Source organism: Pseudoclavibacter helvolus, from assembly GCF_049707175.1.
In the GTDB taxonomy this organism is placed as follows: Bacteria; Actinomycetota; Actinomycetes; order Actinomycetales; family Microbacteriaceae; genus Pseudoclavibacter; species Pseudoclavibacter helvolus_A.
In genome coordinates, this window is the sequence record NZ_JBNAFM010000001.1 from 149,180 (window position 1) to 173,081 (window position 23,902).

The following is a 23,902-nucleotide window of genomic DNA, read 5'->3' on the forward strand; positions in this document are numbered from 1 at the left end:
CTCATTCCTCCCCGGCCGCTCCCAGCGGCCTCGTCCAATTCCAGGAGGCAGGGTGTCCTACGCCGTCAACAAGCCCGATTCCGAGTGGCGCGCTGAGCTCACACCGCAGGAGTATCACGTGCTGCGAGAGGCAGGCACGGAGCGGGCCTACACGGGAGAGCTCCTCGACGAGGGTCGCGCGGGCCTGTACACCTGCCGTGCGTGCGGCAACGAGCTGTTCAAGGCGGGCACGAAGTTTGACTCCGGATGCGGCTGGCCGAGCTTCTACGAGTCGGTGCGGCCGGACGCCGTCGAGCTGCTCGAGGACCGCTCCCTCGGCATGGTCCGCACTGAGGTCCGATGCGCGAACTGCGGCTCGCACCTCGGGCATGTCTTCCCGGACGGCTTCGGCACGCCGACCGGAGATCGCTACTGCATGAACTCCCTCTCCCTGTCCTTCACGCCGGACGAAGAGCCGTCCGCCGAATAGGCGAACCCACCGGATCAGCCAGGCGGCGCACGTACTGTGCGCCGCATGGCTATGATGGTGCCGCTGCGATTGCAGCGCGCCGACTTAGCTCAGCTGGTAGAGCACCGCTCTTGTAAAGCGGATGTCGCGAGTTCGAACCTCGCAGTCGGCTCCACGAGAAAGCCCCGCCTTCCCTGCAAGAGCAAGGGAACTGCGGGAACCCGATCAGACACTCCCCGCAGGCTCAATGCACGTCCTGGGGAACGACACCGTGGGCGTCGCAGGGTCGAACGCGTAGCCAGCGGGTGCGACGAGCCGCGAAACGAGGCGACCGGAACCTGGTGCCGGGATCTCGTAAATGATCAACACGTCGTACGCCGTAACCCCATCAGGAATCCGCCACGAGGAGTTTCCGCTCCGAAAACCCGAAAACGCCGACGCCCCGGACCGGTCGGCGACCGCGTAGTACGAGATTGAGGGGTCGCCCTCGAACTCGAGAACCGTGCCGGCTGGCAACGGGCCGCCCGTCAGCGTGTAGAACACCTGGCCCTGCGTCGTTCCGGCGCACCGAGACTGCGTGGATACTCGGGGTCGCGTCGGTGATGCTGCCGCCGCCGGGAGCGCCGCGGCCGCGGCAACGATGGGGACCGACCACGCGCCGGCCAGCGCGTTGCGACGAGAAACGGGGGAAGTCTCGCTCATTGGGTGTCTCTTCTGTTGTACGCCTCGGGGAAGGCGGAGGCTGATCAGCGTCGATGGCGCTGCACAGATCATAGAGGCGCGCCGGATGTTCGTGGAAGGGGTCAGACGCACGTCACCACCCCTCACAGCGTCCCGTCTTGGGGCACCGAACTATACTCGGCTGGATGCACGAGCACACGACCGCGCAGCGCACGAGGCTCCCCCAGCGCACGGCCGCTCAACGCGGAGTCGTCGGGCTGGCGGTCGGCGCAGGTCTCGTGCTCACGCTCATCGCGATCAGGACGCTCACCGCCTCGCTCGACGACCAGCCCGCCCTCGGGCCGCTGACCGACTTCGTCACCCTTTCGCTGAGCGTCGTGATCGAGTCGATGCCCTTCATCGTGCTCGGCATTCTGCTCTCGATCGTCGTGCAGCACTGGTTGCCGCCGGGCTTCCTGATGCGCATCCTGCCCCAGTCCCCCTGGCTCAGGCGGGCGATCATCTCGCTGTTCGGCATCGCGCTGCCGGTCTGCGAATGCGGCAACGTCCCGCTCGCGCGCGGCCTGGTGCTGCGGGGATTCACCCCTGCGGAGTCGATCACGTTCCTGCTCGCCGCCCCCATCCTCAACCCCATCACGATCGTCACCACGTACCAGGCGTTCGGCTGGGACCACGGCATCCTCGCCGCCCGCATCATCGGTGGCTTCGTGATCGCCAACGTCATCGGCTTCCTGTTCAGTCGGCACCCGAAGCCCCAGGAGCTGCTCACGCCGAGCTTCGCCGCGACCTGCGAGCTCGAGGCGAAGCACGGCCACGAGCACGGCTCGAGCATCCGCGACCGGTTCAGGGCCAGCGCGTCGATGTTCGGGGCAGAGACGTCGACGATGCTCCCCGCGCTGTTCGTCGGCTCCGCCATCGCCGGGGCCATTCAGGTGGGCGTCTCGCGCGACCTGCTGACCACGCTCGGCGAGCATCCGGTGCTCTCGGTGCTCGTGCTCATGACGCTCGGCTTCGTCATCTCGATCTGCGCCAACGTGGACGCGTTCTTCGCGCTCTCGTTCGTCGGCACCTTCATGCCGGGCGGGATCGTCGCGTTCCTCGTCATGGGACCCATGATCGACATCAAGATGCTCGCCCTCATGCGCACGACCTACACGAGCGCAGTGCTCGCCCGCATCACCCTCATCGTCGCACTGTCGGCCTTCACGCTCGGACTCGGAGTGAACCTCATTGCTTGAACGACTCCTCTCCAGATGGCGCGGCGTCGCCCTCACCCTCTTCACCGTCGTCGCGACCGTGTGGCTATCGCTGACCGGCGGCCTCTCGCTGTACATCCACCCCCGCTACTTCGTCTTCACGTCGATCATGGCGGTCATCGGCGGCATCCTCGCGATCGCCGCCATCGCCGTCACGCCGTCGCGCGACGAGCACGACCACGGGCACTCGCACGAACAGCACGAGTCGGACTCGCTCGGCACCGTGTCGGCCAGGCGCCACAACCGGCGCCCGCGGCTCGGTGTCCGCCAGCGGATTGCGGTGTTCGCCTCGACGGCCGTCACCCTCGCCGTCGTCGTCACGGCCTTCGTCGCCCTCATCGTCGCGCCGCCGGTCACGCTCAGCTCCGCGGCCGTCGAGAACCGCTCCCTCAACGCCAACGCGCAGACCGTCGACTCCCCGATCAGCGAAGGCGAGACCCTGCGCGGCCGAGACACCAGCTCGTTCACCGTCAAGGACTGGGCGGCGATGCTCCGCCAGGGCGATGGCGAGCAGCAGGTGCTCGGCGAGCGGGCGAAGCTGGTCGGATTCGTGACCGCCGACCCTGACGCCCCGGATGCGTTCATCCTGGCGCGGTTCGTCGTGAACTGCTGCGCGATCGACGCCGCCCCGGTCGGGGTGGCCGTGCATCAGCCCGGCTGGCAGGCCGACTACCCCGTCGATTCGTGGGTCGAGGTCGACGGCGCGTTCTTCACGAACCCGAGCGCCTCGAGCGCGCAGCGCGTGGCACTCATGCCGACGACCGTCACCGCCATCGACCAGCCGAGCGACCCCTATGTCTACTGACTCGCGGGTACCCGACCGACGCACGTCTCGGAGCTTCCGCACGACCTTCATCCTCGCTGTCGTGCTGCTCGCGCTCCTGGCCGGGGGCTTGGCGGTCGGCAACATCTTCCAGGGCCCGAGGGTCGCTTCCACGGCGGTGAATGCGATCGGCACCGTCGAGCAGCAGGGCACGCGCCTCGTGCTCACCCCGAACCAGCGTCTCCGCGAGGTCGACCCGTCGCAGGTGGTGCTGGAGCCCGCCGCCGAGTACAGCCTCTCGCAGGACGACGGGTCAATTACCGTGACGTTCGAGCAGCTGCTGTCCTACGACACCAGCTACACGCTCACCGTCTCTGACGCCGTCAGCTCCTCCACGGGAGTCTCCTCGACCCTCGAAGCCGAGTTCACGACGCCGCAGCTGGAAGTCTCAACGCTCGTCCGCGGTGCGATCTCGACAAGCGGAACCCTCGAAGATCGGGTCATCGAGACGAACGTCTCTGGCGGGGGCGAACCGCGCATCCTGTTTACCTCGCCACGACTCCAGGAGTATGCGCTGACGGATGCGTTCGTCGCGGTCATCGAGCAGGATTCGGCCGGACTGGGCGCCGTCGGCGTCGCACCACGCGCCGAACCTGGACCCGCGGTCCCGCTGAACCTGGACGCCACCGGCAGCTTCTCGAGTCTCGCAGCCGACGCAGAGAGCGGGCTCATCGGGTTTGTCGTCGACGGCATGCACGACGACGGGCAGACCGAACTCGTGCGGTCGCTGTTCGTCTTCGACACGAGCGACACGTCGTTCCGACCGAAGCAGATCACCGGCCCAGACGGAACGCCCCTCATGGTCTCGGCGTGGGCGTTCGCGCCACGGACCGGCGCTCTCATCGCCCAGACCCTCGACGAGCAGCTCTACCTCGTGAACGTGCTGGCGGGTACGCCAGCCGAGTCGATCGGCCAGGCGCAGCACTTCCACGGGTTTATCCCCGGCACCGCGACCGCCGTCACCTCCGGCGTCGGCGGGTACACGCTCTTCGACCTCAGCGCGGGCACGGCCGAGGCCATCAGCCCCGCGGCTATGACACTCAGCGAGAGCCAGTATCTGACGCAGACCAGTGTCCTGGACCCGGACGGAACCCAGATCTCCGCCGTCGCGGATGCGGCCGCCGGCCTGGCCGACGTCACCGTCGAACTCGCCGGGGAGTCCGGACAGCGCACGCTCTACGATCCGGGCGACAGTGGCGAGTGGCTGCGCGACATCTGCGTCTCACCCAACGGCCAGTACCTGGCCGTCGAGACCGGTCTCGGCGCCCAGGGACCGGACGGATACGCGGTGCTGCCCGGCATGAAGCAGTCGACGACGACGATCATCGACATTGCGAGCGGTGCAGAGCTGCGCAGGCTCACCGGCTTCCTGACGTCCTGGTGCCGCTGACTGGGCGGGCGCGGGCCAGGGGCGAACGCCCGCCCGATCACGGCGAGCCGTGGAGACGCAACAGGGCCTCACCCACACGGGTGAGGCCCTGCGGAGTTCGCTGGACTACTTCGCCGCGCGCTGAGCGGCCCGCAGCTTCGAGACCTCGTACATCGTGATGCTCGTGGCGATACCGGCGTTGAGCGACTCGGTCGCCCCGTCGATCGGGATGGAGACGATCGCGTCGCAGTGCTCGGTGACAAGACGCGAGAGCCCCTTGCCCTCGCTGCCAACCACGATGAGCAGCGGGGAGGTCGCAAGTTCGAGGGACGGCAGGGCGACGTCGCCGTCGCCGTCAAGGCCGATGACGAAGACTCCGGCCTTCTTGTACGCCTTGATCGTGGCCGTGAGGTTCGAAGCCATTGAGACCGGGAGGCGCGATGCGGCCCCGGCGGAGGTCTTCCAGGCGGATGCCGTCATGCCGACGGATCGGCGCTGCGGGACGATGATCCCGTCGCCCCCGAACGCCGCCACGGAGCGCACAATGGCGCCGAGGTTGCGAGGGTCGGTGATGCCGTCGAGCGCGACGAACAGCGGGGTCCGGCGCCGCTGGATGGCCCGGTCGAGCTCCTCCATCGGGTCCGCGTACGTGTAGGCGGGGACCTTGATGATGACGCCCTGGTGCACTGCGTCGCGCCCTGCCATGCGGTCGAGCTCCGGCCGCATGACCTCGAGGATGGGGATCTTCCGCTCGGTGGCGATCTTGAAGATCTCCTTCACGCGCTCATCCATCTCGCCGCGTGCCGCGACGTAGAGCGTCGTCGCGGGGATGCCCGCACGCAGTGCCTCGACGACCGAGTTGCGCCCGGTGACGAGCTCAGTGCTGTCGTCGGTGCGCGCGCGGCGAGGCGCTCCGCCCTCACGCCGCTCCGGGCGGGGCTTGGACCCGCCGCGGGCAGCCTCGAGACGTTCCTTCGCGGCCTTGCGCTTGCCGGCGACATGCCAGGAGCGGTCCTCGGCGCGGGGCGTGTTCCCGCGGCCCTCGAGAGCCTTCCGGCCATTGCCGCCCGTGCCCTTCGTGGGGCCTTTCTTACCGCGATTGCCGCGCGAGTTCGTGCTCATGCCTTCTCCAACGTCCAGAAGCTGCCCTTGGGCGAGTCTTCAATCTGCACGCCGGCAGCTGCCAGCGTGTCTCGAATCTGATCTGCGCGGGCGAAGTCCTTCGCACCGCGAGCCTGCGTGCGCTCCGCGAGCAGTGCATCCACGATCGCCGCGAGGGCGGCATCCGCCGACGAGTCGGCGCCGTCGCGCCACTGCTCGGAGCGCGGGTTGATCCCCAGGATGTCGAGCATCGAGACAACCTCGTGGGCGGCGCGTGCCGCCTGGTCGGTGGCGTCCACGTCGAAGGCCTGGTTGCCGCGAGTCACCGTCTCGTGCAGGGATGCGAGGGCCTGGGGAACGGCGAAGTCGTCGTTCATGGCCTCGACGAACGCGATGGGCAGGTCGTCGAGGGCCGGCGCCTGCTGCGCCCCTGCACCGGCGGCGGCCCCGGCGCGCTCGGCGCGCTCGAGGAAGGCCTCGATGCGGGCGAACGACGCGGCGGCCTCTTCGAGGGACGTCTCGCCGATCTCGATGGTCGATCGGTAGTGGGCGGAACCCAGGAAGTAGCGGACCACGATCGGGCGCGCGGCCGACAGAAGGTCGAGCGCCGAGACGGTGTTGCCGATCGACTTCGACATCTTCTGCCCGGCGACAGACACCAGGCCGTTGTGCACCCAGGTTCGGGCGAACTCGAGGCCCGCCGCACGCGACTGCGCCAACTCGTTCTCGTGGTGGGGGAAGCGCAGGTCTCGCCCGCCTCCATGGATGTCGAACGTCGGCCCGAGGTACTTGGTCGACATTGCCGAGCACTCGATGTGCCAGCCAGGCCTGCCCGAACCCCACGGCGATGCCCAGGCTGCCGAGTCCGGCTCGCCTGGCTTGCGCCCCTTCCAGAGCGCGAAGTCGGCGGCGCTGCGCTTGCCCCTGCTTGGGGCTTCACCCTCCGCCATGTCCTCCGGCCGCTGGTGCGTCAGCTCGCCATAGCTCGGCCAGCTCCCCGTGTCGAACCACACGTCTCCGCTGTCGTCGGCGGCCGGATACGCGTGGCCGCGCTCGATGAGCAGCGCGATGAGCTCCTGCATCTCCGGGATCGACGCCGTCGCGCGGGGCTCGTAGGTCGGCGGGCGAATGCCGAGCGCCGAGTACGCCGCGTTGAACTCGCGTTCGACCCGGTACGCGAGAGCCCACCACGGCTCTGCGTCGGTCGCGCCAGCCAGCGTCTTGTCGTCAATGTCGGTGACGTTCCTGACCAGCGTCACGCGCAGCCCATTAGCCTCGAACCACGACCTGAACTGGTCGTAGACCAGGGCCGAGCGGAGGTGACCGGCATGAGGGGCCGACTGCACCGTCGGGCCGCACACGTACATCGAGACCTCGCCTGGCACCATCGGCGTGAACTCGCCGAGTGCTTGCGTCTGCGTGTCGTAGATGCGCTGATTCACTGCACCAGCATACGCGTCGGGGCCGCAGGCACGCGTGGGCGTCCCTGCGGCCCCGACGTTGAAGCGCATGGTGTGTGCTGGCAGGCCGCCCGAGAGACGGCCCACGTCAGACGATCAGGAGGCGAGGACCTTGTCGAGCACGTCGCCCGCCTTTTCCTCGTCGGTCTTCTCCGCGAGCGCGAGCTCCGAGACGAGAATCTGGCGCGCCTTCGCGAGCATCCGCTTCTCTCCGGCAGAGAGCCCCCGGTCTTGGTCGCGACGCCAGAGGTCGCGGACGACCTCGGAGACCTTGATCACATCGCCGGAGGCGAGCTTCTCGAGGTTCGACTTGTACCTGCGGGACCAGTTCGTCGGCTCCTCGGTGATGGGGGCTCGCAAGACCTCGAACACACGGTCGAGACCGTCCTGTCCGATGACATCGCGCACTCCGACCAGGTCGACGTTGTCAGCAGGAACCTCGATAACGAGGTCTCCCTGTGCAACGTTCAACTTGAGGAACGTCTTCTCTTCACCCTTGATGACTCGGATCTTCACCTCTGAAATGGTGGCCGCGCCGTGATGGGGATAGACGACTGTCTCCCCGACCTCAAACTGCATAAATACAAGCCCCTTTCGGCACCTAAGAGTACCATGCCAAAAGGGCTCATCCGAGGGTGGGAGTGGTAGAGTCCGCCGCCGCGCCGTCAGGGAGCCACACGCGAATCAGCTAGGCTTCATGCATCCTGTGAATTCGTGTGGTGTGAGCCGCACGGTCCGAACCTGGAGGCTCCAGACGTGAAGATCCGCGCCGTCGCGTCCGTAACCCTTGCCGCCGCTGTCGCGGTTGGGCTTGCCGGCTGCAACTACATCTCCCCCCAGCGCACTACGACGCAGTACTCGGCGAGCGACGGCACCAACGCCAACGTCGGCGAGCTCGAGGTCCGCAACGCGATCCTCATCACCGACACGCTCACCGACACCGACGTGACCGACCGCGCGAACCTCATCTTCGCCGTCGTCAACCACACGGGCAGCGCCGGCTCGCTCGACATCACCTACACGGGCCTCATCAACGGCGTGGAGCAGGAAGTCGTCGTGACCGTGCCCGTCGACGCCGCTGCCGGCGTCACCCAGGTCGGCTTCGGCGAAGGCGCATCCGTGTTGCTCGAAGGTATGGACTTCTCGCCAGGCTCGACGCACGAGGTGACGTTCACGGCCACGCTCGACGGCGAGCAGGCGGTCGAGGCCGTCAGCGTTCCCGTCCTCGATGGCACGCTGCCCGAGTACTCGACCCTGGTCCCCGGACCCGCGCAGACCGAGCCGCCGGCGGCGCCGCCGAGCATCGCCCCGACCCCGGCTCCGACCGAGGAGCCAGAAGAGGGCGGCACGGCCTAGTCGCCGCCTCCAGACCGCCGAGAAGGGCGCATCCACCGTGTGGATGCGCCCTTCTCGCGTTCAATCGGACGGGGCTGGTCTCTCGGCGCCCTCAGCCCTCGTAGCGGTAGCCGAGGCCACGCACGGTAACGAGCCGCACGGGGGTCGACGGTTGCTCCTCGATGCGGCTGCGGATGCGCTTGATGTGCACGTCGAGCGTCTTGGTGTCGCCGTAGTAGTCGGGCCCCCAGACGCGGTCGATCAGCTGCCCGCGGGTCAGCACGCGGCCGGAGTTGCGCATGAGGTACTCGAGCAGCTCGTACTCCTTGAGCGGCATCGGCGTCACTTTGCCGGAGACCTGCAGCGTGTGCCGGTCGAGGTCCATGCGGACCTCGCCGACCTCGATGATGCTGTCGTCCTCACCATCCTCTTCCTGCTCGTTGCGGCGCAGCACGGCGCGCACCCGAGCGAGGAGCTCCCTGGTCGAGTACGGCTTGGTCACGTAGTCGTCGGCGCCGAGCTCGAGTCCCACGACGATGTCGACCTCGCTGTCCTTCGCCGTCAGCATGATGATCGGCACCTTCGACGCGAGACGGATCTGCTTGCAGACCTCGGTGCCCGGGACGCCGGGGAGCATCAGGTCCAGCAGCACCAGGTCGGCACCGTCGCGGTCGAAAAGGTCGAGCGCGTCGAGGCCGGTCTCGGCGACGGCGACGTCGTATCCCTCCCGTCCGAGGAGGAAAGAGAGCGGCTCATGCAGTGAGGATTCGTCTTCGACGAGGAGGATGCGGGTCACGGGGGTCATTGTGCATATCTTTCGTGAACATTGAGTGACGCGCTGGAATTCGGGCGCGTTGCCGGCCGTGACGACGTTCGATCGCCACGGCGTTGGGTCAGGCCGAGCGGCGCTCGGTGAAGCGCTTGAGGTCGATCTCGTCGACCACCGAATCGGCGGACGGCAGGCGCACCGTGAAAGTCGAACCCTTGCCGGGCTGCGACCAGACCCTGACGTCTCCCCCGTGGTTCTCGGCAACATGCCGAACGATGCTGAGGCCCAACCCGGTCCCGCCGGTCCTGCGCGAGCGTGCCTGATCGACGCGGAAGAAACGCTCGAAGATGCGTCCCTGGTCTTCCGGGGCGATGCCGATGCCCTGGTCGGAGATGGCGACCTCCACGGTGTCGTCCACGAGGCGCGTTCCGATGCCGACGCGCGAGTTCTGCGACGAGTACTGAACGGCGTTCGACACGAGGTTCGTGAAGCACATGAGCAGGTGGGCGCGCTCCCCGTAGACGAACGCATCCACGTCGTCGCCGAGCACCACCTCGACGCCCGCGACCTCTGCGGGCACCCGCGACTGGTCGACGGCGAGCGAGAGGATCTCGTGGATCGAGATGAGCTCGGGATGCGCGAGCGAGTCGCTCGACTGCAGCCGCGACAGCTCGATCAGCTCGTTGGTGATTGAGGCGAGGCGCATGCTCTCCTTGCTCAGGCGGCCGGTGAAGTACTTGACCTGCTCCTCATCGCCCGCCGACTCGGAGATCGCCTCGGCGAGCAGCGTGACCGCCCCGATGGGGGTCTTCAGCTCGTGGCTCACGTTGGCGACAAAATCGCGCCGGACGCTCTCCACACGGAGCGCCTCGGTGCGGTCCTCAGCGAGCACCAGGAAGAACCTCGTCGAGAGCGGTGCGGCACGCACTCGCACGTGGATTTCCGATCGGCCGAACGGCCCGCGGGCGATCTCGAGGTCGCGGGTGACCGCCTCCCCCTGCCGCCTTGCCTCGTCGACCACCGCACCCACACGTTCATCGAGCCGACCGCCGGGGCGCACCAGCCCCTTGGAGGTGGCTCCCGGGGACGACTGGTAGACGTTCCGAGACGGGTCCGTCACGATGACGATCGAGTCGAGGGCGCCGAGCAGGTGCTCGATGCCCTCAGGGAGGCGGGGTGAGAATGCAGCTCGTGCCTTTGCCTGCCGTACCGAGGCGACGTGGAGCAGCCAGACGAAACCTGCGCCCAAGACGAAGCCGAGTACGATCGCAAGGACCACTGCGACGGACGAGTCCATGTGCCCAGCATATGGGCCAGCGGAGGCGTCACCCGTCGTACACGAGTCGGTTACCTTGGCTCCGTAGACTCACCCCAGAAGGCAGACTCGCACCCAGAGGCACTGGGCGATCGGTCTGCCCAGAATTGCGGCAGCGGCACACGGCCCGTTGCCACGAAACAGAGGATAAACATGCGCGAAGTTTTCCAGCAGGAACTCGCTGAGGTCAGCAACGGCCTCGTGGAGATCGCCCGCCACGTCGAGTCCGCCATGCAGCGCGCTGCCGTTGCGTTCACTAACTCCGATGTCGCCCTCGCCGAGCAGGTCATCTCCGATGACGCACGCATCGACGAGCTCGCCATCGCCCTCGACGAGCACACGATCGAGATCATCGCCCGCCAGTCCCCCGTCGCACGCGACCTGCGCCTCGTGGTGAGCGCGCTGCGCATCAGCTCGTCGCTGGAGCGCATGGGCGACCTCGCGGCACACATCGCGGCGCTCGCCCGCTACCGCTTCCCCGGCGGCGTCGGCCCGAACACGCTGCGTCCGGTCTTCGCCGAGATGAGCCGCCTCGACGTGGCCGTCGCCCGTCAGCTCGTCGCCCTGCTCGATGCGGGCAACGATGCCGAAACGGAGCGCATCGCCGACGAGATCAAGGCGAGCGACAACCGCATCGACGACCTGCACCGCAGCACCTTCGACGCCCTGCTCTCCGACGACATTCAGGCGCAGAGCGTCGAGGTCGTCGACGCGACGCTCGCGAGCCGCTACTTCGAGCGCTTCGCCGACCACGCGGTCTCGATCGCGCAGAAGGTGCAGTACCTGACGAGCGGCGAGTGGATGCAGGAGAAGGAGCCCTCCACGCCCGTCGCCCCGGTGACCCCCGGCGTCTAGACCCCGCACCACCTCGCAACCTGCGCCCCGGCAGCCGTTCCTCGGAACGAGCCGCCGGGGGCGCAGTCGCGTTCCCGGCGGAACACGACTGCGATCGCGCACCACACACTTGCTTAATACAGCGATCGCTGTATTAATGAGGTCGTGACCACCACGATCTCCTCCCGCCTCGACGTCATGCACCGTCTTGGGCGCGCCATGGCAGACCCCTCGCGCTCGCGCATCCTCCTCCGCTTGCTCGACGGCCCGGCCTACCCGGCTCGCCTCGCAGCGGAGCTCGAGCTGACCCGACAGAACGTGTCGAATCACCTGACCTGCCTGCGCGACTGCGGCATCGTCGTCGGCAAGCCCGAGGGGCGGCAGACCCGCTACGAGATCGCCGACCCGCACCTGTCCGAGGCACTTACGTCGCTCGTCGGGGTCGTCCTCGCCGTCGATGAGGACGCGCCCTGCCAGGATTCGAGCTGCCCGGTTCCCGGCTGCTGCGAGGTGACCGTATGAGCGAGCCGCGCGTCGCCCGCCCCCACACCCACGCTGACGCCCACGCTCACAGTCACGCCCACGCCCACGCCGACACGACGGCGGTCGACGGCGCCCGACGCGCCGTGTTGCAGCAGCGCATCCGTCTGATCGTGACCTTCACGATCGCGTACAACGTGATTGAAGCGATCATCGCCCTCTCCGCGGGCACCGCGGCGTCGTCGGCGGCACTCATCGGGTTCGGTCTCGACTCGGTGATCGAGGTGCTCTCGGCCGCAGCCATCGCCTGGCAGTTCACACGGCGCGAGCCGGAACGCTGGGAGAAGCCGACCCTGCGCGTCATCGCCGTCGCGTTCTTCATGCTCGCCGCCTACGTGACGGTGAGCTCCATCTCCGCACTGGTTTCGGGGTCGCCGGTCGAGCACAGCACCGTCGGCATCGTCCTCGCCGCGGTGAGCGTCGCCGTCATGCCGTTCCTGTCGCTCCTCGAGCGCCGTGCCGGACGCGAGCTCGGCTCAGCGACCGCCGTCGCCGACTCGAAGCAGACCCTGATCTGCACGTACCTCTCGGCGGCGGTCTTGCTCGGCCTCGTGCTGAACTCGCTGCTCGGCTGGTCCTGGGCCGATGCCGTGGCCGGTCTCGTCATCGCGGCTTTCGCGGTCCGAGAGGGTGTGGAGGCCTGGCGCGGCGACACCTGCGCAACCTCGGTCGGCATGCTCCTCGAAGACGAACATCATGAGGACGCGCACGATCACCAGACCGCCTGACGACACAGAGGGGCTCCCCGCCGCACGGCGGAGAGCCCCTCTGCTGGGCCCGATGGACCCTCGTGGTTCTCGAGCTGCTACTTGCCCTGCGAGGCGACGGCTGCCGCGCCCGCTGCCGCGGCCTCAGGGTCGAGGTACTCGCCCTTACCGAGCACTTCGTGCGTCTCGGGGTCGAAGCGGTAGACCAGCGGCATGCCCGTGGGGATGTTAACTGCTGCGATGTCGTCGTCGCTGATGCCCTCGAGGTGCTTCACGAGCGCGCGGAGGCTATTGCCGTGCGCCGCGATCATGACGGTGCCGCGCTTGACGAGCGTGGGCAGCACCTCCTCTTCCCAGTACGGGAGGAAGCGCACGAGGACGTCCTTGAGGCACTCGGTGCGGGGAAGCTCGTCGCCGAGGTCGGCGTAGCGCTCGTCGTGGGCCTGCGAGAACTCACTGCTGTCGTCGAGGGCGGGCGGCGGGGTGTCGTACGAGCGACGCCACTCCATGAACTGCTCCTCGCCGTACTGGTCGCGAACCTGGGATTTGTCCTTACCCTGCAGGTCGCCGTAGTGGCGCTCGTTGAGGCGCCAGGTGCGCTCGACGTCGATCCATCCGCGGCCGGCCTCCTTGAGGGCGAGGTTCGCGGTGTCGATGGCGCGCGTGAGCAGCGAGGTGTAGAGCACGTTCGGCTTGAGCCCGGAATCGCGGATGAGGCGGCCGGCGCGGGCACCCTCCTCGCGTCCCTGTTCGGTGAGCTCAACATCCACCCAACCGGTAAAGAGGTTCTTCTCGTTCCATTCGCTCTGTCCGTGACGGACCAGGATGAGGGTCAGCGCTTCAGTCATGCCCCCAAGCGTACCGAGTGGGCGTGGCCGCCGTGCGACGCGAAGCAGCCGCGCGCTGAAATAGTCTCGGTGCATGCCAATGGGTCGACTCACGCGCGGAACGACGGGAACGAACCGTCTGCGCCGGGTCGACCGGTGGATCGCGCAGCATCCCGCGTTGCGGTCTTCGGAGAAGCCGCTCGTGGTCGACCTCGGCTATGGGGCAAGCGGTGCGACGGCGTTCGAGCTGGCGGGGCGCCTTGGGCGTGCGGTGCCGGGCGTGCGTGTGCATGGGCTCGAGATCGACCCGGGGCGAGTCGCGCTGGCCACACGGCAGCTCGCTGACCGCCCTGAGCTCCGTGGCCGGGTGACGTTCGCGGTCGGCGGGTTCGAGGTGCCGACACCGCGGGGCGAGGCTCCCGCGGTCATCCGCGCGATGAACGTGCTGCGACAGTACGACGAGCAGGAGGTGGCGGATGCGTGGTCGCGCATGACAGCGCGTCTCGCGCCGGGCGGCCTGCTGGTCGAGGGCACCTGCAACGAGGTGGGGCGGGTGTCGTCGTGGGTGGGGGTCGATGCGGAAGGACCGCGCACCTTCACGGTCTCGCTGCACACCGCGAGCCTCGAGTCGCCGCTCATCGTCGCCGAGCGGCTGCCGAAGGCGCTCATCCACCGCAACGTGCCTGGCGAGGGCGTGCACGATTACCTGCGGGCGCTCGACGACGCCTGGCAACGTGAGGCGCCGAGGCAGACGTTCGGCTCGAGGCAGCGGTTCATCGCCGTGTGCGAGCGGATGCGCGCGGCCGGCTGGCCGCTCGTCGATTCGCGGAAGCGGTGGCGGCTCGGTGAGGTCACGGTCGCGTGGGACGCGGTGGCCCCGGCGTCCGGGGCGCTGGCTGGCGCCTGAACCCCCGCCCCCACCGATCGCTGGGCGGTTAGTTGACCTCCGGGAGCGCCGTGCGAGCCGCTTCCGGGTCCATGCCGCTCGCGATGAGCAGGTCGACGACGAGGGGCCGGCACTGCATGAGCAGCACGGAGTCGGCGAGCTGCGCGCCGTGTAAGTGGTCTGGTTCGAGCCTGGACGCGGCGATGAGCAGCGTCTGGCGCGCCTGGTGGAGCATCGCGTCGTCGTCGAGCCCTAGACGCAGCTCGAGCATCCCCGACTGGATGTCGCCGAGCAGATCGGCCAGCTCCTCACGATGCCTGCCGTCCCAGGACAACGACCACGCACGGCGTGCAAGCACGCGGAGATTGCGCGTGGCGAGGTCGACACTCGTGCGCAGCTGCGCCATCCGCTCGACCTCACCCCGGTGGTGGCGCATGAACGGGGAGATGCGGGCGATGGATGCGGCGCTCTCGAGCTCGGTCGACCACGCGTCGAGCGTGTCCTGCGTCATCCGGAGCTCCTCGAGCGCGGCGAGCCCCGCGTCGCTGTCCCCGCGCCGGAGCGCCTGCGAGGTGTCGCCGAGGGCCTGCGCGAGCGCCGCAATGAGCCCCTTCGCCTCGTTCTTCGCGAGCGCCGACGCGTTGCGTGGAACGAGGGCGGTGGCCGCGATCGCGACCGCTCCGCCGACGACCGCATCGAGGAGCCGCGTATACTCGCCGACTTCCTGGACCGGGATGAGCTGCACAAGCGACGCCTGCACGGCGGCACCGATCGCGAATCCGGGGCTCGGATGCACGAACCGACCGAGCAGCAAAACCACCGCGAGTACGAGAGCGACCTGCCAGACGCCCCTGCCGAAGAGCGCCAGCGACAGGTTGGAAAGCAGCACGCCGAATGTGATGCCGAGTGCCGTGTCGAACACGCGCCGCGGGCGGGCGTCGCGTTGCAGGCCGAGACTTGTGATCGCGACGGTGACCGCGAGGAACGGGATGGGATGCCCGAGTCCCCAGTGCGCGATCGCGTAGGCCGCGAGGGCCGCCGCCGTGATCTGCAGCACGGCTGGCAGGGAGGATCGCAGGCGAGCGACCGCGGCCCCGACGCCTGCTGCCGGAACCGCCACGGCTACTGCCCGCGACGCTCGAGGCGCGGAAGACGGGGCACGTCAGCGGCCCGGCCTGCTGTCGGCGACACGATTGTGGTCGCGCTCGCCGCGACTTGCTGCCCGTCCTCGAGGTGCGCGACAAGCGAGGCGTCTTCGGCGAGCGACCGCTTCACGAGCGCCAGGGCGATCGGGCCGTCCTCATGGTGGATCGCGATAGAGCTGATGCGCCCGACCGTCTGTGCGTTCGGGTCGCCCTCAACGGACAGCGTGCTGCCGACGGCGGGGAGCTCGCCGAGCGAGCCGTCGAGGTCCAGCAGCACAACTCGACGCGGCGGGCGACCGAGGAAATGCACTTTCGCCACCGTCTCCTGCCCGCGGTAGCAGCCCTTCTCAAGGTGGACGGCGCTGCGGAGCCAGTCGAACTCGTGCGGGATGGCACGCGAGTCGACCTCGGCACCGAGCCGAGGGCGGAGCGCTGCGATGCGCAGTGCCTCCAAGGCGTGCATGCCTGCGACGGGCAACTCCCCGGCGGCAGCTCGGTCGACGATGCCCTGCACGTGCGAGCGCTCGACCAGGTGCAGCTTCAGTGGGAAGTCGGCGCCCGGGTGTTTGTCGGTGTCGCCGTCAGCTGGCACGACCGGGAACGGCGAGTAGCTCCAGCCGTGCGCGGGTGGGGAGGCCCACGGGTCGCTCCACACGAGCGGCGTGCCGTTCGGCGACGCCGCACCAAGGTTGTGCTCGCCGAGCGTCGCGAGCGCCGCGAACTCATCGGTGACCTCGGCAACCTGCACGTCCAGGAGGAAACGCATCCGGTTCAGCCAGGCGGCGAACGCGGACGCAGACTGGCGTTCGGTGATAAGCCAGGTCGCGGTGCCGTCATCGAGCACCGCGGCTCCGTGCTCGATGTGGCCCTGGATGTCGAGCAGCAACGTCTCAGCGCTCTCGCCGGGCAGGAGCGTGGTCAGGCGCTGTGAGGTGAGGGAGTCGAGCCAGGTCAGCCGGTCGCTTCCGGTCAGCTTGATGACGCCGAGGTGGGATGCGTCGACGATCGAGCGGCCGGCCGCGAGCTCGCGCTGGTCGGCCGTGACCTGCCCGTAGTGCCAGCCGACGCCGGCGTCGATGCCGACGCCCTCCACCGCGCCGGGGAGCGTGAGGAAGGGCGAACGGTACGGCTGGGGCTCGTCGGTGTCAGCCGACGCCTCGCCCGCTGCGGGCTGCTCAGTCAAGTTTGGCCAGCTTCGCGGACGCGTGCGTCGCGAGCTCCTGGCCGAGGGCCGCGATGTCCCAGGCCCAGAGCAACTCCCCCGCCACGAACCCGTACATGCGGGTGGAAGCGGTGAACTCCTTGGCGCCGGGCGCGAGCAGCACCTCCTCGGTCTTGAGGTCGATGCGGGGCCCGCGGGCGCTGCCGCTGTAGCGCTCGAGGAGGCCGGTCGGATGCACGATGGACACCTCGAGCGGGAACGCCTGGTCGTCGTCACGGAGGCCCTCGACGCCGTCGGCGTCGGTGATCGTCGCTGGCGCCGTCGGCGGGAGGTAGCCGGGGCCGACATCGCCGTCGTCCCGAGCACGCGCCAGCCGCCAGAAGCCCGTCTCGCCCGTGAGGGGCACCTGCACGGGCTCGTCGCCCGTGCCGTCTTCGAGCCACAGCTGCGCGGAGTAGTTGAGGTACGGAAGCCCGTCGTGGCTGAAGCTCACGCGCTGACGGAACGCCTGCTCGCGAACCTCGTCGCCGATCTTGTACTCGACGTGTCCGGTGCCTTCCCAGACACCGAGCAGCCAGGAGAGTGGCACGATCTCGGGCGGGAGGTCAGTGGGGATGTCGTAGACCATCGGGGGTTCCTCTCGATCCTGCAGCTGCTGGCCCTGCGGGGCTGCTTAGTTCTGGCCCTTGAAGAGGTTCTTGAGCACGACCACGGAGACGAAGCTGATGGCGACGAGCGCGAGCACCAGCAGGCCGGTGAAGATGATTTCGATAACAAGCACGGTGTCCATGCCGTCCATCCTAGCCGCGCGACTCAGCTGTGGTTCGGCGTTCCGACCACCGCGTCGCCGCCGAGCAGCGCGAAGCCGAGCGAGGCGACACCGAGCACCACCAGCGCGCCGACGAGGCTCAGGCTCATCCGCATGATGAACCCCTCGCTCTCTTGCAGCCGCAGCTGGAGGAGGCAGGTCAGGCAGATCAGGGTCAGCATGAGGATGCTCACCCAGACCAGGTGCCGCGACGGATCCGCGAGGACGGCGACGCCCACGACGCCGACCACTGCGGCCAGCCAGACGATGCCGATGCTCACTCGTTCGCGGGTCATTGCCCCATTGTGCACGCTGGAGCTGGTCCGGGGGTGCGTAGACTAGCCAGCGAGTCCGACCAAACATCGAGGAGGCCACATTTGGCAGACGTCCTCTTGTTCAGCGCCGGCGGCGTCGAGCACGCTCTCCCTTCCCTCACCCTGCTGTCGCATCGCGTCCGGGTGCTCCCACCGACCGCGTCAGCGCTCGCCTCAGCCCCTCAGGCCGACGCGAACATCATCGACGGCACCAGTGACCTGCCGAGCGCCAAGCGCCTGTGCGGCGTGCTCAACACCATCGAGTCGTCGGTTCCCGTCCTCCTGGCCATCACCGAGGGCGGCCTCCCTGCCATCTCTTCGGACTGGGGCATAGGCGACGTCATCCTGCGTACCGCCGGACCGGCAGAGGTGGATGCGCGCATCCGCCTGCTCCGCCCGCAGGCCGCGGTCGAGGAGCCGAGCGGCACCATCACGATCGGCCCCCTGACGATCGATGAGCACAGCTACACGGCCAGGTACCGCGGCCGCACCCTCGACCTCACCTTCAAGGAGTTCGAGCTCCTCAGGTATCTCGCGTCGCACCCCGATCACGTGTTCACGCGCGAACGGCTGCTGAGCGAGGTCTGGGGCTACGACTACTTCGGCGGAACTCGCACCGTCGACGTCCACGTGCGGCGCCTCCGAGCCAAGCTGGGCGACCAGGAGAGCGTCATCGGCACCGTTCGCAACGTCGGCTACCGCCTGCTCCGCGGGGGCGAGGCCGCGAGAGACGAGCAGGCATCGCCGTCCGGGTCGTCAGCGGACGACGCAACCGCCAGATCCTAGGAGCCACGATGCCCGAGACCTCTACCGCAGCATCGGCCGAGGAGCACGGTGAGGCGCTCCGAGCGCTCGCCGAGGCTGCCGAGCGCTCGGATGGCGTGGCCCCGTTCAACGAGGACACCATGCTCTCGCTCGGAGCACGGCACCTCACCGCCGTCGAACGGTCCGGGCACCTCGTGGCAGCTGCGCTGACGCGCGAGCTCGACGACGGGTCGCTCGAAGGCGAGCTGGTCGTGCATCCCGATCACCGCAGGCAGGGGCTCGGCGGCAAGCTCTACGACGCCGTCGCCTCGGACACCAACGCTCCCCCGGTCTTCTGGGCCCACGGCAACCTGGCCGGGGCTGAGGCGCTGGCCGACAGCCGGGACCTCGAGCAGGTGCGCACGCTGCTCAAGCTGGGTAGGGACCTCACCGAGGACGACGCCCGTTCAGCTCCCGGGCACGACGGCCTAGCGATTTCCTCGTTTACCGCCGGCGACGCCGCCGACTTCCTCGCCCTCAACGCCGTGGTCTTCCGCGACCACCCGGAACAGGGCGCCCTCGATCAGGCGGGCCTCGACGCGCGACGCGAGACCGACTGGTTCGACGCTGACGACTTCCTCCTGCTGCGTGACGCCGAGGGCGCCCTCCTCGGCTACAACTGGCTCAAACGGGAGGGCGACGAGGTCGAGATCTACGTCGTCGGCATCGCCCCGGAGGCGGCTGGCCGCGGCCTCGGCCGCACGCTCATGCAGGCCGGCCTGCAGCGGATGCACGAGACCGGCGCCGCGCGCACGTCGCTGTACGTCGAAGGCGACAACACGCCGGCGCTCGCCCTCTACCGCTCGCTCGGGTACCAGCAGCTGTCGATCGACGTGCAGTACCGACACGCCAGTTCATGATCCGTTCGCGTGACTCTGCTGACCTTCACCCCGGCCGGATCGCGTCGACCCGGCAGGACGAAGACGACCTGACACCGTTCTTCTCCGCACACCTGGAAGGATGACCGCATGACTATCGAACTCCGCGCCACCGAGCCCGGCGCAGACTCGCAGGAGATGCCGCGCAGTCGCTTCGTCGACCGCGAGCTCAGCTGGCTCGCGTTCAACCAGCGCGTGCTCGAACTGGGCGAGGACCCCTCGACCCCGCTGCTCGAGCGCGCCAACTTCCTCGCGATCTTCTCGTCGAACCTCGACGAGTTCTTCATGGTGCGCGTCGCCGGCCTGAAGCGCCGCATCGCGACCGGCCTCGCCGTACCCACCCCGGCCGGAGTTCCGCCGCAGGAGGCCCTCGACACGATCCGCTCCAAGGCCTACGAGCTCCAGAAGCGCCACGCCGCCATCTTCAACGACAGCGTGCGCCCCGAGCTCGCGCAGCAGGGCATCCACATCGTCAGCTGGGACGAGCTCTCCGACGCCGAGCGCGTCGAGCTCGGCGACCTCTTCGACGAGCAGATCTTCCCGGTCCTCATGCCGCTCGCGGTCGACCCGGTGCATCCGTTCCCCTACATCTCCGGGCTCTCGCTCAACATCTCCGTGCGCGTCTACAACCCGCGCAGCGAAAAGGAAGAGTTCGCGCGCCTCAAGGTGCCGCCGGTGCTACCGCGCTTCTACCCACTGCAGTCCGACCACGGTATGGCCCGCTTCATCCTGCTCGAAGACCTCATCGCGCAGCACCTCGGCCACGTCTTCCCCGGCATGAAGATCCTCGATCACCACGCCTTCCGCCTCACCCGCAACGAGGACATGACGATCGAGGAAGACGAGACCGAGAACCTCCTGCAGGCGCTCGAGAAGGAACTCCTCCGTCGCCGCTTCGGCCCGCCCATCCGCCTCGAAGTCTCCAACGATATGGACGACGAGACCCTCGAGCTGCTGATGACCGAGCTCGACATCACCCACAACGAGGTCTACGTCCTCCCCGGACCACTCGACCTCGGCGGGCTCTTCGCGCTCGGCGCCATCAAGCGACCCGACCTCAAGTACCCGACCCACGTGCCAGTCACCGCAGCAGCCTTCCGCACCTCGGAGAGCGACGAGAAGCCGGACATGTTCGGCGCCATCGCGCGCCGCGACGTGCTCGTGCAGCACCCGTACGAGGCGTTCTCGACCAGCGTGCAGGCCTTCCTCGAAGTCGCAGCCGCCGACCCGAACGTGCTCGCCATCAAGCAGACGCTCTACCGCACCTCCGGCGACAGCCCCATCGTGAACGCCCTCATCAAGGCCGCCGAGTCCGGCAAGCAGGTGCTGGTGCTCGTCGAGATCAAGGCGCGCTTCGACGAGCAGAACAACATCGTCTGGGCCCGCAAGCTCGAGAAGGCCGGCGTGCACGTCGTCTACGGCACGGTCGGCCTCAAGACCCACTGCAAGCTCCTGCAGGTCATCCGCAAGGAAGACAACGAGCTCAAGATGTACAACCACATCGGCACGGGCAACTACAACCCCAAGACGAGCCGCATCTACGAAGACCTCGGCCTCTTCACCTGCAACGAGAAGATCTCACGCGACATCACGCGGCTCTTCAACCAGCTCTCCGGCTACGCCATCGAGCGCAAGTTCACACGACTCCTTGTCGCGCCCATGCACCTGCGCCCCGGGCTCCTCAACCTCATCGACAAGGAGCGCAAGAACGCGCTCGACGGCAAACCGAGCCGCATCCGCATCAAGGTCAACTCGATGGTCGACGAGGAGATCATCGACGCGCTCTACCGCGCGAGCCAGGCGGGCGTGCCCGTCGACATCTGGGTGCGCGGCATCTGCGGCCTCCGCCCCGGTGTCCCCGGACTCAGCGAGACCATCCGAGTCCGCTCCGTCGTGGGCCGCTACCTCGAGCACTCCCGCATCTTCTGCTTCGCCAACGACGGCGACGAGCGCGTCTTCATCGGCTCGGCCGACATGATGCACCGCAACCTCGACCGTCGAATCGAGGCGCTCGTCCGCATCATCGACGAGCACCACGCCGCCGACATCGCCGCCATGTTCGACCTCGCTATGGACGACGCGACGGCGACCTGGCACCTCGGCGCCGACGCAGAATGGGTGCGCCACGCGCGAGACGCCGACGGCGAACGACTCACCGACCTCCACGACGAGATGATGCGCCGCATCAGCAAGCGTCGCAGGCCGACCACGCTCGCCTGACCGCATGACGACTGAGAACCCTGCCGCAGCGCGCACCGTCTACGCGGCGGGCGCCGTGCTCTGGCACGAAGACATCGCCGACGACAAGCTCAAAGTGCTCGTCATCCACCGCGGCCGCCACGGTGACTACTCGCTGCCCAAGGGCAAGGTCGACCCCGGCGAGACGCTGCCGGAGACAGCGGCCCGCGAGGTCGAAGAAGAGACCGGCTACCGGGCCAAGCTCGGCGCGCCACTCGGCTACATCGAGTACGTCATGCCGAACGGGCGACCGAAGGAGGTCCACTACTGGACCGCCGAAGTCGACGAGGCGTCCTTCGCGTCCCACGTGTTCGAGCCGAACGACGAGGTCGACGCGATCGAATGGGTCTCGATCAAGAAGGCCAAGAAGCTGCTCAGCTACGACCGGGACCGTGAGCTGCTCGAGGTGTTCGCCGACCGTTACCGCCGCGGGCTCCACCGGACATTCGCCGTGCTCGTCCTCCGCCACGCGACCGCGGTCCCGCCGCAGTCTTGGCCGGGCGATGACGACTCACGCCCCATCACCGCGCGCGGCCTCGAACAGGCGGAGACGGTCGTCCCCATCCTGAAGGCCTTCGGCCCTGAGGCCGTCATCACCTCAAACGCGGTCCGCTGCCGCTCGACGGTGGCGCCGATCAGCTCGCTCCTCGGGCTCACGCCGCAGGTCGAGCGCAGCATCGCCCAGACCTCCTACGCCCGCGACGAGGAGGAGCTCGACGAGGTGGTGCGCAAGCTCATCGCGAAGCGGCGCAGCACCGTCATCTGCAGCCACTCGCCGGTCATGCCGGCGATTGTGCGCTCCATCGCGCTCAACACTGCGACGCGCCCGAGCTCGCTCGCGAGGCACGCGATGCTCTCGACCGGCGAGTGCTCCGTCATCCACGTGCCCGTCAACCACCCCGGAGCCGGTGTCGTGGCGGCCGAGACGCACGGCCCGATCACCTGAGATGCAGGGCCGCGGCCTGGCGCCGGCAACGGGCATCCGTTCACCCGCAGGTCACGTCGCGGCCACTTCTCGTCCATACTGATTCAGGCGGATCTTGCGATCGCCTGACACCTGATGGCAGAAGGAACTCGATGCACCACTCCCGAGCACTGGCCGCCCTGGCGCTGGTCGCGACCACCGTCCTCGCAACCAGCGGATGCGCGCTCAACGAGATCTCGGTCAGCAAGGACCCGCGTTCGCAGCACCTCTCCGGAGTGCTCAGCGCCTCAGGGGCCTCCTCGCAGGGGGTCGCGCAGACCGCCTGGATCGCAGGCTTCTACCCGATCGAGCCGGACCTGCGCGTGAACTACGCGGGCGGCGGCTCCGGCGCCGGCCGTTCGGACTTCCAGAACGGCACCTCCGCCTTCATCGGCTCGGACCGGGCCTTTGAGCTCGACGAGATCGCGGAGGGCCCGTTCCGCACGTGCGCGGACGGCAGCGACCTCGTCGAGATCCCCGCGTACATCTCCCCCATCGCGATCGCGTTCACCCTCGAGGGGGTCGACCAGCTGCAGCTCGACGCGTCGACCATGGCCGGCATCTTCGCCGGAGACATCTCGACGTGGGATGCCCCCGAAATCGCCGCCCTCAACCCAGACGCCACCCTGCCGTCGCTCGCCATCACCCCGGTGCATCGCTCCGACAAATCGGGCACCACGGGCAACTTCACGGCCTACCTCGACGAGGCCGCCGGCGACGCCTGGAGCTACGGTGAAGTCGACGAGTGGCCCGTCCAGAGCGGCGAAGCGGCACAGGAAAGCGCCGGCATGCAGCAGGCGCTGCGCGCCAACGGGACGATCGGCTACATGGATGCATCCGCGGCCGACGGGCTCACGACCGTGTCCGTCGAGACCGGCGGCGAGTTCATGCCCTTCTCCCCGGAAGCCGCGGCCGCGGTCGTCGACAACTCGACCGTCGAGGAGGGGCGTGCACCCACCGACCTCGCCTACGAGCTCAACCGATCGACGCCCGGCGTCTACCCCATCGTGCTCGTCTCGTACCTGATCGGCTGCGCCGAGTACGCAGACGCCGACGAGGGCGCCAACGCCAAGGCCTACTTCACCTTCGTCGTCAGCGAGGAGGGGCAAGCAGCGTCCGCCGAAGCCGCCGGCTCGGCCCCGATCTCGGACACCCTCCGCGCCCAGATCGAGCCCGTCCTGGAGCAGATGCGCTAAGCGCCTCCGAGGGTGAAATCTGCGCGCATTCCCAGCCCGTTC

Annotated in this window: 25 protein-coding genes and 1 tRNA gene; 15 read left to right on the plus strand and 11 right to left on the minus strand. The window is 68.4% G+C overall.

The features are described from left to right. Positions 1-52: 52 nt before the first annotated feature. Together msrB and ACPYN9_RS00910 are read left to right on the plus strand one after the other, a co-directional pair. On the plus strand, positions 53-469 hold the full coding sequence (gene msrB, locus ACPYN9_RS00905; RefSeq protein WP_424463100.1) for a peptide-methionine (R)-S-oxide reductase MsrB: 417 nt from the start codon (positions 53-55) through the stop codon (positions 467-469). Between the two features lie 78 nt (positions 470-547). Continuing rightward, positions 548-623: transfer RNA gene (locus ACPYN9_RS00910), tRNA-Thr, on the plus strand. 50 nt (positions 624-673) lie between these two features. On the opposite strand, the gene ACPYN9_RS00915 is transcribed toward ACPYN9_RS00910, so the two are convergent. Next, entirely contained in the window at positions 674-1,150 is a 477-nt protein-coding gene (locus ACPYN9_RS00915; protein ID WP_424463102.1) for a hypothetical protein, read from the minus strand. 164 nt (positions 1,151-1,314) lie between these two features. Here ACPYN9_RS00915 and ACPYN9_RS00920 point away from each other — a divergent pair, with 164 nt between their 5' ends. The 3 genes from ACPYN9_RS00920 to ACPYN9_RS00930 are packed head-to-tail and all read left to right on the plus strand — an operon-like array spanning position 1,315 to position 4,598. Then, positions 1,315-2,367 carry a permease gene (locus ACPYN9_RS00920; protein WP_424463104.1) on the plus strand — a complete coding sequence of 351 codons (1,053 nt, stop codon included), beginning with the start codon at positions 1,315-1,317 and terminating at the stop codon, positions 2,365-2,367. Continuing rightward, positions 2,360-3,190, plus strand: coding sequence for a TIGR03943 family putative permease subunit (locus ACPYN9_RS00925; RefSeq protein ID WP_424463105.1), 831 nt, complete (start codon positions 2,360-2,362; stop codon positions 3,188-3,190). Before ACPYN9_RS00920 ends, ACPYN9_RS00925 begins: the two co-directional genes overlap by 8 nt. Continuing rightward, positions 3,180-4,598 (plus strand): hypothetical protein, encoded by a 1,419-nt coding sequence (locus tag ACPYN9_RS00930; RefSeq protein WP_424463107.1) that lies wholly within the window; start codon positions 3,180-3,182, stop codon positions 4,596-4,598. Before ACPYN9_RS00925 ends, ACPYN9_RS00930 begins: the two co-directional genes overlap by 11 nt. A gap of 105 nt (positions 4,599-4,703) precedes the next feature. Here the strand turns inward: ACPYN9_RS00930 and rlmB are convergent, their stop codons facing one another. The 3 genes from rlmB to ACPYN9_RS00945 all read right to left on the minus strand — a co-directional run bounded on the left by rlmB (position 4,704) and on the right by ACPYN9_RS00945 (position 7,717). Then, positions 4,704-5,699: a 23S rRNA (guanosine(2251)-2'-O)-methyltransferase RlmB gene (gene rlmB / locus ACPYN9_RS00935; RefSeq protein ID WP_424463109.1), complete on the minus strand. Its 996-nt coding sequence runs from the start codon at positions 5,697-5,699 to the stop codon at positions 4,704-4,706. Beyond that, a complete protein-coding gene (cysS, locus tag ACPYN9_RS00940) occupies positions 5,696-7,120 on the minus strand; it encodes a cysteine--tRNA ligase (protein WP_424463111.1) in 1,425 nt (474 codons plus the stop codon). The genes rlmB and cysS overlap by 4 nt, the downstream gene beginning before the upstream one ends. A 114-nt stretch (positions 7,121-7,234) precedes the next feature. After that, positions 7,235-7,717: a CarD family transcriptional regulator gene (locus ACPYN9_RS00945; RefSeq protein ID WP_068479837.1), complete on the minus strand. Its 483-nt coding sequence runs from the start codon at positions 7,715-7,717 to the stop codon at positions 7,235-7,237. A 177-nt stretch (positions 7,718-7,894) separates the two neighbouring features. Between ACPYN9_RS00945 and ACPYN9_RS00950 the strand changes: the two genes are divergently transcribed. Further along, positions 7,895-8,494, plus strand: coding sequence for a DNA modification methylase (locus tag ACPYN9_RS00950; protein WP_424463112.1), 600 nt, complete (start codon positions 7,895-7,897; stop codon positions 8,492-8,494). Positions 8,495-8,585: 91 nt separating this feature from the next. Here the strand turns inward: ACPYN9_RS00950 and ACPYN9_RS00955 are convergent, their stop codons facing one another. Together ACPYN9_RS00955 and ACPYN9_RS00960 are read right to left on the minus strand one after the other, a co-directional pair. Further along, on the minus strand, positions 8,586-9,269 hold the full coding sequence (locus ACPYN9_RS00955) for a response regulator (RefSeq protein ID WP_424463114.1): 684 nt from the start codon (positions 9,267-9,269) through the stop codon (positions 8,586-8,588). Positions 9,270-9,366: 97 nt separating this feature from the next. Next, a complete protein-coding gene (locus ACPYN9_RS00960; protein ID WP_424463115.1) occupies positions 9,367-10,539 on the minus strand; it encodes a sensor histidine kinase in 1,173 nt (390 codons plus the stop codon). Between the two features lie 171 nt (positions 10,540-10,710). Here ACPYN9_RS00960 and phoU point away from each other — a divergent pair, with 171 nt between their 5' ends. The 3 genes from phoU to ACPYN9_RS00975 all read left to right on the plus strand — a co-directional run bounded on the left by phoU (position 10,711) and on the right by ACPYN9_RS00975 (position 12,659). Further along, on the plus strand, positions 10,711-11,412 hold the full coding sequence (phoU, locus tag ACPYN9_RS00965) for a phosphate signaling complex protein PhoU (RefSeq protein WP_424463117.1): 702 nt from the start codon (positions 10,711-10,713) through the stop codon (positions 11,410-11,412). Between the two features lie 144 nt (positions 11,413-11,556). Beyond that, a complete protein-coding gene (cmtR, locus tag ACPYN9_RS00970) occupies positions 11,557-11,913 on the plus strand; it encodes a Cd(II)/Pb(II)-sensing metalloregulatory transcriptional regulator CmtR (protein WP_424463119.1) in 357 nt (118 codons plus the stop codon). After that, the gene (locus ACPYN9_RS00975) at positions 11,910-12,659 is read left to right on the plus strand and encodes a cation transporter (RefSeq protein ID WP_424463120.1); all 750 of its coding nucleotides are present in this window, start codon (positions 11,910-11,912) and stop codon (positions 12,657-12,659) included. Before cmtR ends, ACPYN9_RS00975 begins: the two co-directional genes overlap by 4 nt. Before the next feature lie 77 nt (positions 12,660-12,736). Here the strand turns inward: ACPYN9_RS00975 and ACPYN9_RS00980 are convergent, their stop codons facing one another. Next, the gene (locus ACPYN9_RS00980; RefSeq protein WP_424463122.1) at positions 12,737-13,486 is read right to left on the minus strand and encodes a phosphoglyceromutase; all 750 of its coding nucleotides are present in this window, start codon (positions 13,484-13,486) and stop codon (positions 12,737-12,739) included. Positions 13,487-13,559: 73 nt separating this feature from the next. Between ACPYN9_RS00980 and ACPYN9_RS00985 the strand changes: the two genes are divergently transcribed. Then, complete coding sequence (locus ACPYN9_RS00985; protein ID WP_424463124.1) at positions 13,560-14,372, plus strand: class I SAM-dependent methyltransferase; 813 nt, start codon at positions 13,560-13,562, stop codon at positions 14,370-14,372. A 28-nt stretch (positions 14,373-14,400) separates the two neighbouring features. Here the strand turns inward: ACPYN9_RS00985 and ACPYN9_RS00990 are convergent, their stop codons facing one another. The 4 genes from ACPYN9_RS00990 to ACPYN9_RS01005 form a co-directional block, all read right to left on the minus strand. Beyond that, positions 14,401-15,471 carry an FUSC family protein gene (locus ACPYN9_RS00990; protein WP_424463126.1) on the minus strand — a complete coding sequence of 357 codons (1,071 nt, stop codon included), beginning with the start codon at positions 15,469-15,471 and terminating at the stop codon, positions 14,401-14,403. A gap of 2 nt (positions 15,472-15,473) precedes the next feature. Continuing rightward, positions 15,474-16,679, minus strand: a complete 1,206-nt coding sequence (locus ACPYN9_RS00995) for a YgfZ/GcvT domain-containing protein (RefSeq protein WP_424463127.1) — start codon at positions 16,677-16,679, stop codon at positions 15,474-15,476. Continuing rightward, positions 16,672-17,286 carry an FABP family protein gene (locus ACPYN9_RS01000; RefSeq protein WP_424463129.1) on the minus strand — a complete coding sequence of 205 codons (615 nt, stop codon included), beginning with the start codon at positions 17,284-17,286 and terminating at the stop codon, positions 16,672-16,674. Before ACPYN9_RS01000 ends, ACPYN9_RS00995 begins: the two co-directional genes overlap by 8 nt. A gap of 185 nt (positions 17,287-17,471) precedes the next feature. Beyond that, the gene (locus ACPYN9_RS01005) at positions 17,472-17,762 is read right to left on the minus strand and encodes a hypothetical protein (RefSeq protein ID WP_424463131.1); all 291 of its coding nucleotides are present in this window, start codon (positions 17,760-17,762) and stop codon (positions 17,472-17,474) included. An 81-nt stretch (positions 17,763-17,843) separates the two neighbouring features. Between ACPYN9_RS01005 and ACPYN9_RS01010 the strand changes: the two genes are divergently transcribed. From ACPYN9_RS01010 to ACPYN9_RS01030, 5 genes are all read left to right on the plus strand, one after another. Further along, a complete protein-coding gene (locus ACPYN9_RS01010) occupies positions 17,844-18,566 on the plus strand; it encodes a winged helix-turn-helix domain-containing protein (RefSeq protein ID WP_424463132.1) in 723 nt (240 codons plus the stop codon). An 8-nt stretch (positions 18,567-18,574) separates the two neighbouring features. Next, positions 18,575-19,444 carry a mycothiol synthase gene (gene mshD, locus ACPYN9_RS01015; protein ID WP_424463134.1) on the plus strand — a complete coding sequence of 290 codons (870 nt, stop codon included), beginning with the start codon at positions 18,575-18,577 and terminating at the stop codon, positions 19,442-19,444. 108 nt (positions 19,445-19,552) lie between these two features. Beyond that, a complete protein-coding gene (locus tag ACPYN9_RS01020; RefSeq protein ID WP_424463136.1) occupies positions 19,553-21,682 on the plus strand; it encodes an RNA degradosome polyphosphate kinase in 2,130 nt (709 codons plus the stop codon). Positions 21,683-21,686: 4 nt separating this feature from the next. Next, the gene (locus ACPYN9_RS01025; protein WP_424463138.1) at positions 21,687-22,646 is read left to right on the plus strand and encodes an NUDIX hydrolase; all 960 of its coding nucleotides are present in this window, start codon (positions 21,687-21,689) and stop codon (positions 22,644-22,646) included. A gap of 131 nt (positions 22,647-22,777) precedes the next feature. Continuing rightward, positions 22,778-23,860, plus strand: coding sequence for a phosphate ABC transporter substrate-binding protein PstS (locus ACPYN9_RS01030; protein ID WP_424463140.1), 1,083 nt, complete (start codon positions 22,778-22,780; stop codon positions 23,858-23,860). Positions 23,861-23,902 lie beyond the last annotated feature (42 nt).